Raw genomic sequence first — 16,759 nt, forward strand, 5'->3', positions numbered from 1 at the left:
CGGCCGGCGCGCCGTCCCCCGTGGAGTGAGACATGACGAACAGACACTGGACCGGGTCGTATGGCTCGATCCCCGCCGAGATCGATCCCGATCGCCATCCTTCCGTAAGCGCGCTGCTGGACGACGCGATGCACCGTTTCGCCGATCGTCCGGCGTTCCATTCGTACGGCCGCACGCTCACCTATGCCGACGTCGACCGCCTGTCGACGGCGCTGGCCGCTTATCTGCAGCAGGTCGTGGGCGTGCGCAAGGGCGATCGCGTGGCCGTGATGCTGCCCAACGTGCTCGCGTTTCCGGTCGCGTTCGTCGCGGTCGCGAAGATCGGCGCGATCCAGGTCAACGTGAACCCGCTCTACACGGCGCGCGAGCTCGAGCATCAGCTCAACGACGCGGGCGTCGAAGTTGCCGTGGTGTGCGGCGGGTCGATGGGCACGTTCGCCGAAGTGGTCGGCGGCACGCGCGTGCGCACCGTGCTGAGCGTCGGGCGCGGCGATCTTGGCGTCGTCGATGCACCGGCCGGGGCATGCGACGCGCTGCCGCCCGGTTCAATTCCGCTCGCGGACGCCATCGTCGCCGGCGAATCGCTCGCGTTCGAGCCGGTGCCGCTCGGCGGCGCGGACCTGCTGCTGCTGCAGTACACGGGCGGTACGACCGGGCTGTCGAAGGGGGCCGCGCTGTCGCACCGCAACCTCGTCGCGAACATCGCGCAGTTCGGCGCGATCGTGCCGGCCGCGCGCGAGCCGGGCGAGGAGGTCGTCGTCACGGCGATCCCGATGTATCACATCTTCGCGCTGACGGTGAACTTCCTGTCCTACTTCGCGATCGGCGCGCAGAACTGGCTGGTCGCGAACCCGCGCGACATGGACGGCTTCATCGACGTGCTGAAGGCCGCGCGGCCGACGGTATTCGTCGGCGTGAACACGCTGTATGCGGGGCTCGCCGGCCATCCGCGCCTGACGGAAGTCGACTGGTCGCGGCTGAAGCTGTCGGCCGGCGGCGGCGCGGCCGTGATCGACGTGATCTCGTCGCGCTGGAAGGCGGTGACGGGCAACTTCATCCGCGAGGGTTACGGGCTGTCGGAAACGTCGCCGGTCGTGTCGTTCAACCCGCAGTCGATCGATACCTTCACGGGCACCACGGGCCTGCCGCTGCCGTCGACCGACGTGAAGCTGCTCGACGACCAGGATCGCGAAGTCGCGATCGGCGAAGCCGGCGAAATCTGCGTGAAGGGGCCGCAGGTGATGAGCGGCTACTGGCAGAAACCGGACGCGAACGCGGCCGCGTTCACGGCCGACGGCTATTTCCGCACGGGTGACGTCGGCGTGTTCGATGAAGCCGGTTTCCTGCGGATCGTCGACCGCAAGAAGGACATGATCATCGTGTCGGGCTTCAACGTGTACCCGAACGAGGTGGAAGCCGTCGCGACCGCCATGCCGGGCGTTGCCGAATGCGCGTGCATCGGCGTGCCCGACGCGCGCACGGGCGAGGCCGTCAAGCTGTTCGTCGTGCTGGCGCAGGATGCGTACGTCTCGGAGGAACAACTCGTCGCGCATTGCCGCGCGAGCCTCGCGGCCTACAAGGTGCCGAAGCTGATCCGCTTCGTCGACCGCCTGCCGAAGTCGACCGTCGGCAAGATCCTGCGCCGGGAACTCAGCCGCACCGACTGATGGCGTCGGCGCGCCGCGCAAGGCCCGGCGTGCCCCGGGCCCGGAAGGCCCCACGCGGGCCGCTCAAGTACAATGCGAGCGGTTCGACCGACGGGGACGCGATGACCGGTTCAGATGCACTTTCCGCCCAGCCCGGGCCCGGGCGGGCGCTGCCTTCGCCGAGCGCGACGGTGCCGATCTCGCTCGTCAACGGCTTCCTCGCGAGCGCCGGCGTGCAGCGCGACGTGGTCGAGCGCTACCTGCGCGGGGCCGGCATCCCGATCGAGCTGCTCGGCGAACCGCATGCGCGCGTGACGGAGGAGCAGTTCTCGACGCTGTACCGCACGCTCGCGATCGACCTCGACGACGAGATGCCCGGCATCTTCTCGCGCCCGCTGCGCGGCGGCACGCTGAAGTACCTGTGCCTGAGCCTGCTCGACGCGCGCAACCTCGAAACGGCGCAGCATCGTTTCGGGCAATTCTTCCATATCCTGCTCGACGATTTCTTCGTCGAATCGAAGCGCGACGGCCTCGTCGCGCAGGTGCTGCTGCGCCCGAACGACGCGATCGGCCCGATCGGCGCGCTCGGCCAGGAACTGATGCTCAAGCTCGTGCACGGCGTGTGCTCCTGGCTGATCGGGCAGAAGATCCCGCTGCTGCAGATCGAGTTCGCGTGCCCGCGGCCGCGCCATGCGGTCGACCATCTGTATTTCTTCACCGGCTCCGTGCAGTTCGACTGCGAGCGCACGCTGATGCGCTTCAGCGCGGACTACCTCGATGCGCCGATCCGGCAGAGCAAGCGCAACCTGCGCAAGTTCCTCGCGCGCGCGCCCGGCGACTGGATCTTCGAATCGTTCAGCGAACAGCTCGTGTGCCATCGCGTGCGGCAGTACCTGTCGGCCGCGTTGCCCGACCTGCCGGCGATCGACCAGGCGGCCGAGCACCTGCATTGCTCGGTGCGCACGTTGAGCCGCCACCTGGCCGCCGAAGGGACGACGTTCCAGGTGCTCAAGGACGAACTGCGGCGCGACATCGCGATCCAGCGGCTGACCGACACGCCCGACACGATCGCGGCGATCGGCGCCGACATCGGCTTCGACGATCCGAGCGCGTTCCATCGCGCGTTCCGCCACTGGACGGGGAGCACGCCGGGCACTTACCGGCGGCGCGCGTAGCGTGTGGTTTCAGCGCGGCCGGTTGCGCATGACCGGCTCCCGGTGCACGCGCCCGCGGTCGCCGGGTCCGGCCGCACGCGGCTGACGCCGCCGCGGGATGCGGTCATGCACGCGTCGGGCCGCCCGGGCAGCAGCGATGCCGGCCGTCGCCGGTCGCAAGCGACGGCCGGTAATCGACGCGCGATCAGCGCCAGTGGGTCTCCACCCATTCGCACACGCGCTGCCACCCGGCGGAATTCATGTACGCGCGGGTTTCCTGCTCCATCTCCGGCACTTTCTTCCACTCGTCCAGGCCGATCGGTTGTCCGAGCAGGAAATTGCCGCGCTGATAGCCACTGCCCAGTATCTGCTCGACCTGGATCGCGGCGATCGCCGCCGTGGTGTCCATCGTCAGCCCGAGCAACGCCGCGGCCGGAACGTTCCCGCTCGCGAACGGCCACAGCCACGTCGAAACGCCCCAGTTCAACGGATTGCCGACCGCATCGGGCGGAATGCCCTGCGGGCTCGTTCCGGTGCCGAGCGACAGCAGGCGCACGTCGTTCAGGCTGCCCACGAGCCCGTTGCCCAGCGCTTCGGCAATGGCGGCCACCGACGGGTTGTTCGCGAACACGCCGCCGTCGGCGAAGTAGCCGAGGCCGGCGATTTCGTACGGCGGGAAATAGGCCGGCGCGGCCGACGTCGCAAGCGCGGCATCGGACAGGCGGATGTCCCGGTACGGGTTCCTGGCGCCGTTGGAGAACGTACAGGGCGTCCAGCTTTTCGTGGACGGCTCCCACAAGCGCGCCGAGTTGATCGCGACGAAGCGGGACACGTCGGTCAGCCTGGCAGTACCGAGCAACTTGTTCGCGATCTGCTGAACCCCGGTGTTGACATACTCGCACGCGCGCAGGCCCGGCCCGGCCTGCACGGTGCCCTGCTCGAGCGCTTGCTGCTGTTCCAGCCACGCACCGTTTTTCTTGAAGATCGCCGCGCCCTGCGTGCGGTAGATGTCGACGATCTCCGCAATGGGCGCGCCACGCGCGAGCCCCAGGGCGATCAGGCCGCCCGTGGACGTGCCGGCGAAGCCGTCCGCTTTCGCGATGATCCCGCTTCGCTTGTCGAGGTCCTGGATGAGCAGTGCGGTGATCAACCCGCGAATGCCGCCGCCGTCGCAACTGAGAATCCTGAAGGTCATCGTGTTTCTCCTGGTTCGGGTGAGAGTGATGCTCGTGCCGCTTCGCATCGGGCCGCGCACATCACGTGACCGCCTACTGGCGTTCCGCGCGCCGGGTGGCGTCGTGAACCTTGCGCCCGCTGACCCATGTCTCCTGCACGACGATCTCGCGCAGTTGATAGGGGGTGCCGGATTGGACCTGCAGCGGATCGCGCTGCAGAATCACGAGGTCGGCCTGTTTTCCCTCCTTCAGCGAACCGACCTGATCGTCGAGATGGCATTGCCACGCCGCGTCGATGGTCACCGCGCGCAGCGCCTCGGGCGCGCTCAGGCATTCGGCCGCGTTGAGTACCGCGAGCTCCGGGTCGGCCTCCATCGCCCGCCACATTGCCTGGTCCATATAGCGCAACGGCCCCAGCGGCGAGACGAAGTGATCGCTGTGCAGGCTGACGCGCAGGCCCTCGCGCAGTGCCGACTTGCATCGATCGAGCTTCTGCGCGCGGTCTTCGCCGAGAATGGTGTTCCGGAACGCGCGCCCCCAGTAGCCCACGTGGCCGATCAGGAAACTGGGCGAGATGCCCAGCCGCTTCATGGTGCGCAGATCGTCGTCGTCGAGCAGCGACGCATGTTCGAGCCGGTGGCGCAACGGTTCCGCTTGCGCGACCGGCGCGGGAGCGGGCGAAGCGGGCTCGGGAACCTTGCTCAGCACCAACTGGTAGGCGGCCAGCACGTTGGCGATCCCCTCGTCGCCGTTTGCATGGACCAGGATCGGCCAGCCCGCCGCGTCGACCTGCTGCATGATCTGCGCGAGCGAATCGATCGGCGTGAAATTGAACAGGCCGTTCGGCCCGACGCCGGGCACACTGTGCTGGGCGCAGCACTTGTACGGCGCGCTTTGCAGGCCGGTCAGGCCCTGGTTGGAACCATCGGCGATCAGCTTCATCGCGCGGATGGTGAACAGCGATTCGGGCGCGCTGTCCAGTTGCGGCTTGAACTGGTTGAGCCACAGCGGCCAGAGGTCGTTGTTGCCGAACAGGGCGCCACCCATGCGCACCGTCATCCACGGCGTGCTCGCCAGCGCCTGCAACAGGACCACTTCATAGAACCCCAGCCCCATCCCCACGCCGGCGTCGAACAGGGTGGTGATGCCGCGCTCGTTCGCATTCGACATCACCTTCCGCAAGGCGGACAGCAACGCGATCGGCGTCGGGCGCGGGACGGTGTTCGTCATCAGCGTGACCTGCGATTCGGTCAGCACGCCCATGGGGAAACTGGCCTCGAGGCCGGCGGCCTTCAACGCGGCGCCGTTCGCATAGCCGAGATGCCCGGAGGCATTGATCAGGAACAGGCATGTGTCCGTGCTGATCTTGTCCAGCCATTCGCGGTCGATATCCACCCATTCGAGCATCAGCGACGGGTCGACGCCGCTGCCGCACACCCACTTTTCGCCATTTTTTCTATTGGGCTGCGCATCGTCGACCAATGCCTTGAGCTTGTCCGCGATGGTCTTGGCACTGTAGGCCGGATTCAGTTTCTGTTCGACGAACGGGGACAGGTCGTGCCACGGCTGAGTGAGGAACACGGCGCTGGGCAGCAGATGCGCGTGTGGTTCGATCAAGCCGGGCAGCAACGCATGGCCCGGTTCGAGCGTCTGCTCGAGCGCCCGGGGATAGCTGTCGCGCATGCGCCGGCGCACCTCATCGAGCGTACCCGTGGCGATGACCTTGTGTTCGGCGATACCGAGCGCTTCGACACGCGTGTTGCAATCCTCCGGGTCCGGGTAGATCAGCCCGCCGTGAAAGATGACGGCCTCGGGCGCGCCGGGTGCTTCGAGCTGGCTCAATTCCTTGAGCAGGTCCTGCCATTCGCTCTCGCTCTGGCCAAGAGCGCCTGCGAGCAAATGCGGGCTGCAGCATGCACATCCGAGCTGGTTTCGATGGAACATGGTCCGATCCTTCTCAGTTTTTATTGCATTGATCTCGATTGTTTTAAAAAGGAACATCAGGTCGACCGGCGAGGTCGTACACGGAATCCGTGAATCGTGATGCACCGGCAGTTGCGAAACAGATGCTTGCGTGCGCATCGGTTTCGCGGGGATCGCGGTATGGCGTCGCCGTCAATATCCGCCGTGGATCGTTTCGGAAATCAAAGCGCCGCGCGGGATAATGCGTCGAACAACGTGATACGGGAATCGTGAGGCTCGCTTCATGAAACGATGAGGCGGAATGATACGGATGCCGAATCGATGCGACGGTGCGAATCGGATGAAGCGTCCGAGCGCAATCCAATGTATATGCGCTGCATGGAGCCGGTGCAAGCCCGGAATCCGGAGGAAAGTGACGTGAGTCAATCCGTCGCGAAAGGCGATTCATGACGGATGCGTGAACGCATCCGGCAAGCGATCGATGGCCCGACCAGACCGGTCGAGAACCGTTACCGCGGGGTCCGGGTGCCTCGCACCAGTCCGGCGAGATCGACGAGCGCCCGAACCAGTCCCGCGAGCAGCAGCGCCGCGAGCACCAGATAGTCCGGCGTCTCGCGGATCACGACGGCGATCGGGTGGTCGGCCGCGGTGGCCGAAACGGCCACGATCAGCCCGTAGACGACGAACCACCCGGTTGAGATCGTCAGCACGACCGTGGCCATCAGGAGCCCGCCGATCCGCGCAGCGCGCAGCCGCGATTCCCGACGCGTGCTCACTGGCTGCTGCGCAGCCGGTAGCCGACGCCGCGCATCACTTCCGGCATCCCGGACGCGCCCGCGCATTCGAGCTTCTTGCGCAACCGGCTGATATGGCTGTCGACGGTGCGTTCCAGCGCATCGACGTCGGCGAGGCAAGCGTCGATCAGTTCGCTGCGCGTGAACACGCGGTTCGGCGAGCCGGCGAGGTGGGCGAGCAGCCGGAATTCGGTCAGCGTCAGCGCGATGCTGGTTTCCCCGCTGTCCGTGCGGACCGTGGTCAGATAGCTTTGCGTATCGATTTCGAGGTTGCCGACCTTGATGAAGCGTCCCGCGGCGGCGGTTTCCAGACGGCGCAGGATCGCCCGGATGCGCGCGACCACCTCGGCCGGATTGAACGGCTTCGTGATGTAGTCGTCCGCGCCGAAGCGCAGCCCCTGCAAGCGATCGATTTCGCGGTCGAGCGCCGTGATGATGACGATCGGCGTGTTGCCGCGGCGACGCAGTTCGACGAGGACTTCCCAGCCGTCCTTGTTCGGCATCCTGACGTCGAGCAGGATCAGGTCGGGTTTCAGCACGCGCTGCACGTCGAGCACGGCCTGGCCGTGACCGACGCGATAGGTGCGAAAGCCGTCGTGAGCCAGGTAGGCGTCGAGTATGTCGGCGATCTCCGGATCGTCTTCGGCAATGAGTATCAGAGGGTTCATCGGTATCACTGAAAGTGAACGTGACCGGCAGGCGGGCCGGCGGCGCGGCACGTGCGCCGCCGGACTTCATCGTGCGTGCGGTCGTCGCGAACGGATCGGCGACGACGCGTTGCTCAGTTGTTCGCCACGTTGTTGGCGGGAGGCACATCGGTGTCGACCAAGCCGCCACCGAGCGCCTTGTAGAGCGCGACCGCGTTGCCCAGTTCGGCGTTGCGCAGATCCAGCAGTGCCTGACGCGCGGCATACAGCTGGCGCTGCGAGTCGAGCAGTTCCAGCCGATCCTCGATGCCGGCCCGATAGCGCAGGTTCACGAGATCGGTACGGCGCTCGGCGCTCTTGACGACGCGGTTTTGCGCATCGATCTGGCGGGTGAACGTCTCGCGCCCGGCGAGGCCGTCGGCCACTTCGCGGAACGCGGTCTGGATCGCGCGTTCGTATTCGACGACCGCGCTGGACTTGCGCACTTCCGCGAGATTCAGTTCGGAACGCAGCCGGCCGCCCTGGAAGATCGGCAACGTGACCTGCGGCGCGAAGCTCCACACGTTCTGGCCGCCGGCGAACAGGCTGCCCAGCCCCGGGCTCAGGAAACCGATCGACGACGTCAGCGACAGCCGCGGGAAGAACGCCGCGCGTGCCGCGCCGATGTCGGCGTTGGCGGCGACGAGGTTCTGCTCGGCCTGCTGGATGTCCGGCCGGCGGTACAGCAATTCCGACGGCAGGCCGGCCGGCAGTTGCGTCATCACCGGCTGGCGTTCCAGCGACAGCGGGTCGGGCAGGTCTTTCGGCAGGTCGGTGCCGACCAGCAGCCGCAGCGCGTTGCCTGCCTGCTCGACGGCGCGCGAGCGCGCTTCAAGATCGGCGCCGGCGCTCGCGACCTGGCCTTCGGCCTGCGCGATGTCGACACCGCTCGCCTGATCCGCGAGCTTGAGCCGGCGTGCGAGGTCGAGCGACTGGCGCCAGTCGTTCAGCGTGCGTTCGGACAACGCGCGCTGTTCCTGCGCGAGACGTTCCGCGAAATACGCGTTGGCCACGGAGCCGACGAGCGCGATCTGCACCGCGCGGCGGCCGTGATCGGTCGCGAGGTAGCGCGCGAACGCCGCATCGGACAGCGACTTCACGCGGCCGAACAGGTCGATCTCGAACGCGCTGACGCCGACGTTTACGCCGTACTGGTTCTGCGTGTTCTCGAGCAGCGGCGGGTTCGATTGCGAGTCGGCCGCCGTGCGCTGGCGCGTGAAGCTCGCACCGGCGCCGATCGACGGCAGGCGCGCGGAACGCTGGATGCCGTACTGCGCTTCGGCGGCCTGCACGTTTAGCGCGGCCAGGCGCAGGTCGCGGTTGTTGTCGAGCGCGAGCTCGATCAGGCGCTGCAGGCGGCGGTCGCCGAACATCGTGCGCCAGCCGAGATCGGCCGCGTTCGCGTGCTGGTCGGCCGCGGCAGCGGTCGTGTAGGCGGTCGGCACCGGCATCGCGGGCTTGACCAGCTTCGGAGCCATCGAGCATGCCGACAGCGCGAGGGCGGCGGAAACCGCGGCGGTAAGAATGAGCGATCGCATGGCATCAACCTTCATGTTCGTGGGTCACGGTGGCGGGCTTCTTGCCGGATGCGCGCCATGCCGAGATGCGTTCCTGGATGCTCATCACGAACACGTAGAAAACCGGAACGAAGAAAATTGCCAGCACGGTGGCGGTCACCATGCCGCCGAACACGCCGGTGCCGATCGCGTGCTGCGTCTCGGCGCTGGCGCCGGTCGCGATCATCAGCGGCACCACGCCGAGGCCGAACGCGAGCGAGGTCATCAGGATCGGACGCAGGCGCAGCTTCGATGCCTGCACGGCCGCTTCGACGAGCCCCTTGCCTTCCTCGCGCAACTGCTTCGCGAACTCGACGATCAGGATCGCGTTCTTGGCAGACAGGCCGATCACGGTGATCATCCCGACCTTGAAGAACACGTCGTTCGGCAAGCCGCGCAGCAGGACCGCGCCGATCGCGCCGATCAGGCCGAGCGGCACCACCAGCATCACCGACAGCGGGATCGACCAGCTTTCGTACAGCGCGGCGAGCACCAGGAACACGACGATCATCGACAGCACCATCAGCATCGGCGCTTCCGACGCCGACTGACGTTCCTGCAGCGACTGGCCGGTCCACTCGACCGCGAAGCCCGGGGGCAGTTGCGCGGCCAGACGCTCCATCTCGGCCATCGCGGCACCGCTCGACTGGCCGGGGGCGGCCGTACCCGAGATACGCGCAGACGGATAACCCTTGAAGCGCACCATCTGCAGTGGGGTCTCGGTCCATACCGGGCGAACCACTTCGGACAGCGGCACCATGCCGCCGGCCGCGTTGCGCATGTACAGCTTCATCACCTTGTCGATCTGCATGCGCGCCGGCGCGTCGGCCTGGATGATCACCTGCTGCATGCGGCCCGCGTTCGGAAAGTCGTTCACGTAGGTCGAACCCATCGCGGTCGACAACGTGTCGCTGATCGTCGTGAACGAGACGCCGAGCGCCTGCGCCTTCGCGCGGTCGATCTCGAGCCGGATGCTCGTGCCGGCCGGCAGGCTGTCCGGATACACACCGGTCACGACCTTGCTTTGCGCGGCGAGTTCGAGCAGCTTCGCTTCAGCCGCCTTGAGCGCCGCCGTGCCCTGGTTGGCGCGGTCTTCCAGGCGCATCGCGAAGCCCGAGCTGTTGCCGAGTTCATCGATCGCCGGCGGCAGCAGGCTCATCACCGCGCCTTCGGTGACCCCGGCCATCGCCTGCTGGGCCCGCATGCCTTCTTCGAGCGTCGATGCGTCACCGCGGTCCTTCCAGTCTTTCATGACGGACCAGTTGATCGCAGCGTTCGGGCCCTGGCCCGAGAAGCCATAGCCGATCACGGAAATGCTCGACCGGATTGCCGGACGCGAGGCAAGATGCTTCTCCAGCGTTTTGACGACGTCATGCGTACGCTCGGCAGTGGAGTCCGCCGGCATCAGAAAGCTGGTGATGAAGTAGCCCTGGTCCTCGTCCGGCAGGAACGACGACGGCAGGCCGCGGAAGCCGAACACCAGCGCGCCCGAGATCGCGACGAACACCAGCATCACGCGACCCGTGCGGCCGACCAGGCGGCCGACGCGCGTCTCGTACCATTTCGTCAGGCGATCGAAGCGGCGGTTGAACCAGCCGAAGAAGCCGCGTTTCTCGTGGTGGCCCGGCTCGACCGGCTTGAGCATCGTTGCGCACAGGGCCGGCGTGAGCGTCAGCGCGAGCAGCGCCGAGAACAGGATCGACACGGCCATCGACATCGTGAACTGCTTGTAGATCACGCCGACCGAGCCGCTCGCCATCGCCATCGGCAGGAACACCGCGGTCAGCACCAGCGTGACGCCGATGATCGCGCCGGTGATCTCCTTCATCGCCTTCGACGTCGCGTCCTTCGGCGACAGGCCTTCCTCCGCCATCAGGCGTTCGACGTTCTCGACGACGACGATCGCATCGTCGACGATGATGCCGATCGCGAGCACCATGCCGAACATCGTCAGCACGTTGATCGAGAAGCCGGTCAGCAGCATCACCGCGAACGTGCCGAGCATCGCGACCGGCGCGACGATGGCCGGGATCAGCGTGTAGCGCACGTTCTGCAGGAACAGGTACATCACGAGGAACACGAGCACCATCGCTTCGAGCAGCGTGTGCAGTACCTTCTCGATCGAGATCTTCACGAACGGCGACGTGTCGAGCGGGATCGAGTAGGTCATGCCCGACGGCATCGACTTGCTCAGTTCGGCCATGCGCGCACGGATCGCTTCCGCGGTCTTCACCGCGTTGGCGCCCGGTGCGAGCTGCACGCCGGCGAGGGTGGCGGGCTTGTTGTTCTCGCGGCTCACGAACGTGTAGTTTTGCGAACCGAGTTCGACGCGTGCGACGTCGCCGAGCACGACCTTCGAGCCGTCCACGTTCGCGCGCAGCACGACCTTCGCGAACTCTTCCGGCGTCGTGAGCTGGCCCTGCGCGGTGAGCGGCACGGTCACGCGCTGGCCCTTCAATGCGGGCAGCGCACCGAGGCTGCCCGGCGCGATCTGCACGTTCTGCTGGCCGATCGCGGTCGTCAGGTCGCTCATCGACAGCCCGAAATTGATCAGCTTCTGCGGGTCGACCCAGATGCGCATCGCGCGTTCGGAGCCGAACTGCAGTACACGCCCGACGCCGTCGATACGCCGCAGCTCCTCGGACACGCTGCGCGCCATGTAGTCGGCGAGCGCGCCTTCGTCGAAGCGGCCGTTGTCGGAGCGCAGGCTGACGATCATCAGGAAGCCGGTCGACGCCGATTGGACAATCAGCCCGTTCTGGCGCACGGCCGCGGGCAGACGCGGCTCGACCGATTTGATCTTGTTCTGTACGTCGACCTGCGCCAGCGCCGGATCGGTGCCGGGCTTGAACGTCACGGTGATCTCCGCCTGGCCGGACGTATCGGCCGACGATTCGAAGTACAGCAGGTTCTTGACGCCGGACAGCTCGCGCTCGATGAGGCTCAGCACGCCGTCGTTCATCGTCTGCGGCGTGGCGCCCGGGTAGTTCGCGGTGATCGTGACGGACGGCGGTGCGACCGACGGATAGCGCGCGACCGGCAGTTGCGGGATCGCGATCAGCCCCGCGAGGATGATGAAGAGCGCGATCACCCACGCAAACACCGGGCGGCGGATAAAGAATTCAGCCATGACTGGAGGCTCCTCGTGGCTCAGTGCGCGGACGCGGTGGCGGCCGCGTCAGGCGACTTCCAGTCGGTCGCGGCGGCCGGCGCGCCGTCGACCAGGCGTTCCATTCCTTCGACGACGACCTTCTGGCCGGCCTGCAGGCCCGACTTGATGCGGTAGCTGCGGTTCGTCAGTTCGCCGACTTCGACGGCCTTCAGATGTGCGGTGCCCTTCGCGTCGAGCACCCATACCTGCGGCTTGCCGCCGGCGCGGACGACCGCTTGTTGCGGCACCATCAGCGCGTTGGCATAGTGCGCGCGCGGAACGCGGGCACGGACGTACATGCCCGGCAGCAGCTCGCGTTTCGGGTTGTCGACCAGCACGCGCAGCAGCACGTCGCCGGTGCCCGGATCGACGTTGACGCCCGAGAACAGCATGCGGCCGCGCACGTCGTAGCGCGTGTCGTCTTCGCGCAGCACATCGATTGGCAGGCTGTTGCTGTTCGACGCTTGCGTCTGCGCCGCGAGCGCGCCGCGCAGCGATTCGAGCGACGCGGCCGGCTGGCGGACGTCCACATAGACCTGGTCGATCTGCTGGATGCGTGCCATCGGCTGGCTGTCGCTGCTCGCGACGAGCGCACCCTCGGTCACGAGGGCCTGGTCGATGCGGCCCGTGATCGGCGCTTCGACGGTTGCGAACTTGAGGTCGAGCTGGCGTCGTGCGAGCGTCGCGCGGGCCTGCGCGACGTCGGCGGCGGCCTGGTCGCGTTGCGACGCCGAGTCGTCGTAGACCTGCCTGCTGATCGCGTCGGCTTCGACCAGCGGCTTCAGCCGCGTGGTCTGCACCCTGGCTCGTGCAAGCGCGGCTTCCGCGCGTTGCAGCGCCGCCGCTGCTGTATCCATGTCGGCCTTGAACGGCGCCGGATTGATCTGGAACAGCGGCTGGCCTGCGCGGACCTCGGTGCCCTGTTCGAACAGCCGTCGCTGGACGATGCCGCTGACCTGCGGCCGGATTTCGGCGATCCGCACGGCCGCGACGCGGCCCGGCAGGTCTTCGCTCACGTCGAGGGGCGCGGCCGCGAGCGTCATCGCCGCCACCGGGATGGCCGGCGCGGCGGCCTGCTGTTCGGAGGGCCCGCAGCCCGCCAGCATCGCCGCCACCAGCGCGCACACGGCGCCGTAGCAGGCTCGTTTCTGATTCTTCATGTGGACTCCATGGGACGCAGGCACCCGATGGCCCGCATTTTCGGTTCGCAGTGTGCGTATGCCCGATGGAGTTTTTTGTGCGGAAAGATGGAGGTTTGATGGAGGAGGCGAAAGAATCGCGGAACGGCGGCGCGGCGGCGGTGTGGGCGCTTTACATCCGGAGCGCGTGCTCCCATAACCGGGAACCTTCGCGCGTTCCCATGAACGGCATCCCATCATCGATGCCGACGGCGGCCGTCGCGCAAGCATGCGCCGCTAGGATTGCTGCGCCGGCTTATCCAGTCTCGACCGCGACGCAGGCCGACGCGCCGCTCGACGCCGCCGCCCGCAGGTGGCGATCGCGGTCGGCCAGCCAGTCCTTGCGTTCGCCGCGCCAGCCCACCGCATGGATCTTGTCCATCTGGCGCGCGGCAACGGTGGCCGCGCAGGCCAGGCCGGGGAGCGGGATGTCGAGCAGGCGCCAGCGGCCCGCATGCGGCGTATCGACCTCGCGGAACGGCCCCGCAAACGGCGCCAGCGACGCGAGCGTCGCGCCGTGTCCGCTTCCGCATGCGTTCGAGAGGCTGTCCAGCCGAAGCTGGTCGCGCGATGCCGGACCGGCGGGCGTGCCGGCTTGCGCCATGCCCAGCCCGATCGGGCCACGGGCGATCGCGATCACGATCCAGATACCGGCGTGGCCGACCACGATGTCGAGCCCGTCCAGCGAGTCGCAGCCCGCGATCGCGATATGGTCGGCCTCGCGCTCGATCAGCGTAAGCTCGTCGGCGGCGCGGCCGGCCAGCGTCCCCAGGATCGCGCGCAGCGCCGACCGGCCGATTGCGAAGCGGCGGCCGTGCGCGCGGTTCGGATGCATCCTGGCACGCCGCAGTTCCGTCTTCGACAGGTAGAGATGGCCTTGCTCGCTCGTGACGAGCTGCCATTCGCCGCGCAGTCGCCACAACAGGATCTCGCCCGGATCGGGGAGCCGCGACGGACATGACGCCAGCGTGTGCGAGCCGGTGATCGTCAGGGCGGGATAGCGCATGCGGGCCCCCGTGTCGGTGGCGGATGCGACGTGGCGCGGCATGCCGGCCCCGTCATGCCTGTTGTCCGGTTTGCAGCGCGTCGTTGCCCGGATGCTGCCGCGTGAGCCGGGCGGCGAGCGAGACGGCCTGCCCGAACGACGCCACCGCGTGATGAGGAATCCCGAATGCCTTGACGGCGACCTCGCCCTGCGCGGCTACTTCCGCGCGCCGGTCGGGATCGGGTTCGACGCTGACGAGCGCCTTGCAGACGGCGCCCAGCTCGACCTTGTTCTGCTTGAGCCAGACCGCGCGATGCTTGCGGTCGTCGTGGCTTTCGTCGGTATCGAGTTCGACGTAGACGATCACGAACGGCTCGCCGTGGCGCATCAGCGTGTCGATCTCGCCTTCCCAGCGCGGCGCGTAGCCCGGTGTCGCGTGTTCGGGGCGAAACACGCAGACCGGAAAGAGATGGATGTCGTGCAGCGCGAAATCATTCGGATTGAGAGCGGACATCGAGGGTTCTCCGTTGGATGAGCGACGCCGAAGCGTCGGGTGGCCGTGCGTGGGCATTCAATGCGCGCTCGCTTGCGCCGCGCCGGCCTGCGCGACCGGCGGCGCATCGCGCCAGCCGACGCCGAGCGACTTGTAGAGCGCGATCGCGCCCTGCACCTGGGCGAGCCGGCTGAGCGCAAGCGCGTCGCGGGCGCGGTACGTCGCGCGTTGCGCCGTGAGCACCGACAGGTATTCGCCGAGGCCGTTGCGATACAGCCGCGTCGCGCGCGACTGCGCGTCCTGGCTGCTGTCGACCGCCGCGGCGAGCATGGCTTGCTGGTCGCGCGCGGCGCCGATCGCCACCAGCGCGTCCTCGACATCGCGAAACGCGCGGCGGATGCGCTGCTCGTATGCGAGCCGGGCGGCCTCGGCGGCCGCGCGCGCGGCGTCGACGCCGGCTTTCGCGCGGCCGCCGTCGTACAGCGTCTGCGTGCCGTCGAGCGCGACCGACCATGCGACGCTCGCGCCCGAGAACAGGTCCTGCACGAGGCTCGCCGTCGTGCCGAGGCTCAGCGGAATCGCGAAATGCGGAAACTGCTCGGCGCGCGCGACGCCGATCTGCGCGGTCGCGGCGGCGAGCCGCCGTTCGGCGGCGCGAATGTCGGGGCGCTCTCGGATCACGTCCGACGGCAGCGTGACGGGCAGCGCGGGCGCGACCGGCAGGGTCGCGCCGGGCGCGCTCAGCGTGTCGCGCAGCGTTTCCGGAAAACCGCCGACGAGCACGCCGATCGCGTGGGCGAGGCGCGCGACGTCCTGCTGCAGCGGCGGCACCGCCGCCTGCGCGAGCTGCAGTTCGGCACGTGCCTGCGCGACCGCGAACGACGTGCCGAGGCCGCGCCGGTTCGAGCGCTCGGTCAGCTGTCGCGTGGCGTCGAGGCTCGCGACGTTGTCCGTTGCGATCCGCAGCCGCTCCTGGGTCGCGCGCAGTTCCGCGTAATCGGATGCAAGCTCGGCCAGCAGGCTCACGAGGATCGCGTGGCGATCGTCGTCGAGCGCGTCGATCTGCGCATCGGCGGATTCGACCGCGCGCCGCGTGCCGCCGAACAGGTCGAGTTCCCACGACGCATCGAAGCCGAGCCGGTAGGTGCGCGACTGGCCGATCCCGGGCGGCCATTCGAGCGCCCGCGACGAGCGCAGCGCATCGGCGTTCCCGCCCGCGGTGACGGTCGGGCCGAGGCGGCTCGCGATCTGGTCGCGTTCGGCGCGCGCCTGCAGCAAGCGCTGGCGCGCGATCGCGAGATCCTGGTTGTGCGCGATCGCCTGCTCGACCAGCGCATCGAGCTGCGCATCGCCGAACGCGCGCCACCAGTCCTGCAACTGCGCGGGGTCGGCCGTCACCGTGTCGCGCGGCGCGATCCAGCCGGGCGGATGCGCGGGCTGCGGCGCCACGTAATCGGGGCCGACCGTCGTGCATGCGGCGAGCGCGCACGCGCAGGCCGCGACGAAGGTGCGTGCGCGGCACGTCGCGCGCACCGGAGGGAACGGGCATCGCATCGTCGCCTCCGTCACATCCACGCGTGCAGCCACGACGCGAGCCGGCCGCGCGGCGTGCGCTCGCGCCCGCGTTCGCCGACTTCGACGCTGCACGTCATGCCGGCCGCCAGCAGCACGCCGGCCGGCACCCGGTCGATCTCGATGCGCACCGGAATGCGCTGCGCGAGCCGCACCCAGCTGAAGGTCGGGTTGACGGCCGGCAGGCCGAGTTCGTCGAGCGTGCCGTTTTCGTCGGCGATGCCGCGGCCGATGCTCGTCACGTGCCCGCTCAGCAGCGGATCGAAGCCCATCAGCCGGATCGTCGCGGGTGCGCCCGTCGCGACGCGGCGCAGCTTGGTCTCCTCGAAATAGCCGGTGATCCAGAAGCTGTGCGCGTCGAGTACCGAGATGCCGGGCTTGCCTTCGACCGCGTAGTCGCCGTGACGCAGGCGCAGCTGCGTCACGTAACCGTCGACCGGCGAGCG

Annotated in this window: 13 protein-coding genes; 2 read left to right on the top strand and 11 right to left on the bottom strand. The window is 68.1% G+C overall.

The window, feature by feature from the left end; genetic code table 11:
• Positions 1-32: 32 nt before the first annotated feature.
• Both L810_RS32825 and L810_RS32830 read left to right on the top strand, forming a co-directional pair.
• On the top strand, positions 33-1,667 hold the full coding sequence (locus tag L810_RS32825; RefSeq protein WP_021162525.1) for an AMP-binding protein: 1,635 nt from the start codon (positions 33-35) through the stop codon (positions 1,665-1,667).
• Complete coding sequence (locus tag L810_RS32830) at positions 1,667-2,821, top strand: AraC family transcriptional regulator (RefSeq protein WP_042977092.1); 1,155 nt, start codon at positions 1,667-1,669, stop codon at positions 2,819-2,821. Before L810_RS32825 ends, L810_RS32830 begins: the two co-directional genes overlap by 1 nt.
• Positions 2,822-3,005: 184 nt before the next feature.
• Here L810_RS32830 and L810_RS32835 read toward each other — a convergent pair whose 3' ends face one another.
• The 11 genes from L810_RS32835 to L810_RS32885 form a co-directional block, all read right to left on the bottom strand.
• A complete protein-coding gene (locus L810_RS32835) occupies positions 3,006-3,995 on the bottom strand; it encodes a patatin-like phospholipase family protein (protein WP_021162527.1) in 990 nt (329 codons plus the stop codon).
• Between the two features lie 73 nt (positions 3,996-4,068).
• Positions 4,069-5,817 (bottom strand): amidohydrolase, encoded by a 1,749-nt coding sequence (locus L810_RS32840; RefSeq protein WP_257009013.1) that lies wholly within the window; start codon positions 5,815-5,817, stop codon positions 4,069-4,071.
• A 590-nt stretch (positions 5,818-6,407) separates the two neighbouring features.
• Positions 6,408-6,674 carry a hypothetical protein gene (locus L810_RS32845; RefSeq protein WP_021162530.1) on the bottom strand — a complete coding sequence of 89 codons (267 nt, stop codon included), beginning with the start codon at positions 6,672-6,674 and terminating at the stop codon, positions 6,408-6,410.
• On the bottom strand, positions 6,671-7,360 hold the full coding sequence (locus L810_RS32850) for a response regulator (RefSeq protein ID WP_042977095.1): 690 nt from the start codon (positions 7,358-7,360) through the stop codon (positions 6,671-6,673). Before L810_RS32850 ends, L810_RS32845 begins: the two co-directional genes overlap by 4 nt.
• Before the next feature lie 113 nt (positions 7,361-7,473).
• Entirely contained in the window at positions 7,474-8,916 is a 1,443-nt protein-coding gene (locus L810_RS32855) for an efflux transporter outer membrane subunit (RefSeq protein ID WP_042977114.1), read from the bottom strand.
• 4 nt (positions 8,917-8,920) lie between these two features.
• Positions 8,921-12,064 (bottom strand): multidrug efflux RND transporter permease subunit, encoded by a 3,144-nt coding sequence (locus L810_RS32860; RefSeq protein ID WP_021162531.1) that lies wholly within the window; start codon positions 12,062-12,064, stop codon positions 8,921-8,923.
• Positions 12,065-12,084: 20 nt separating this feature from the next.
• Entirely contained in the window at positions 12,085-13,245 is a 1,161-nt protein-coding gene (locus tag L810_RS32865; protein WP_021162532.1) for an efflux RND transporter periplasmic adaptor subunit, read from the bottom strand.
• A 274-nt stretch (positions 13,246-13,519) separates the two neighbouring features.
• On the bottom strand, positions 13,520-14,269 hold the full coding sequence (locus tag L810_RS32870; protein WP_042977096.1) for a hypothetical protein: 750 nt from the start codon (positions 14,267-14,269) through the stop codon (positions 13,520-13,522).
• A gap of 52 nt (positions 14,270-14,321) precedes the next feature.
• Entirely contained in the window at positions 14,322-14,762 is a 441-nt protein-coding gene (locus L810_RS32875; protein WP_021162534.1) for a hypothetical protein, read from the bottom strand.
• A gap of 57 nt (positions 14,763-14,819) precedes the next feature.
• Complete coding sequence (locus tag L810_RS32880) at positions 14,820-16,295, bottom strand: efflux transporter outer membrane subunit (RefSeq protein ID WP_021162535.1); 1,476 nt, start codon at positions 16,293-16,295, stop codon at positions 14,820-14,822.
• An 11-nt stretch (positions 16,296-16,306) separates the two neighbouring features.
• Positions 16,307-16,759: HlyD family secretion protein (locus L810_RS32885; protein WP_042977098.1), on the bottom strand; the 453-nt coding region annotated here is incomplete at its 5' end.

The sequence above is a fragment of the Burkholderia sp. AU4i genome, from assembly GCF_000466765.1.
GTDB lineage: Bacteria > Pseudomonadota > Gammaproteobacteria > Burkholderiales > Burkholderiaceae > Burkholderia > Burkholderia cepacia.

What these genes read in the sequence shown, in the direction of transcription:
- L810_RS32850 (WP_042977095.1), bottom strand. Translation starts at nt 7,360, where the DNA reads ATGAACCCTCTGATACTCATTGCCGAAGACGATCCGGAGATCGCCGAC.
- L810_RS32865 (WP_021162532.1), bottom strand. Translation starts at nt 13,245, where the DNA reads ATGAAGAATCAGAAACGAGCCTGCTACGGCGCCGTGTGCGCGCTGGTG.
- L810_RS32870 (WP_042977096.1), bottom strand. Translation starts at nt 14,269, where the DNA reads ATGCGCTATCCCGCCCTGACGATCACCGGCTCGCACACGCTGGCGTCA.
- L810_RS32835 (WP_021162527.1), bottom strand. Translation starts at nt 3,995, where the DNA reads ATGACCTTCAGGATTCTCAGTTGCGACGGCGGCGGCATTCGCGGGTTG.
- L810_RS32880 (WP_021162535.1), bottom strand. Translation starts at nt 16,295, where the DNA reads ATGCGATGCCCGTTCCCTCCGGTGCGCGCGACGTGCCGCGCACGCACC.
- L810_RS32830 (WP_042977092.1), top strand. Translation starts at nt 1,667, where the DNA reads ATGGCGTCGGCGCGCCGCGCAAGGCCCGGCGTGCCCCGGGCCCGGAAG.
- L810_RS32855 (WP_042977114.1), bottom strand. Translation starts at nt 8,916, where the DNA reads ATGCGATCGCTCATTCTTACCGCCGCGGTTTCCGCCGCCCTCGCGCTG.
- L810_RS32825 (WP_021162525.1), top strand. Translation starts at nt 33, where the DNA reads ATGACGAACAGACACTGGACCGGGTCGTATGGCTCGATCCCCGCCGAG.
- L810_RS32860 (WP_021162531.1), bottom strand. Translation starts at nt 12,064, where the DNA reads ATGGCTGAATTCTTTATCCGCCGCCCGGTGTTTGCGTGGGTGATCGCG.
- L810_RS32875 (WP_021162534.1), bottom strand. Translation starts at nt 14,762, where the DNA reads ATGTCCGCTCTCAATCCGAATGATTTCGCGCTGCACGACATCCATCTC.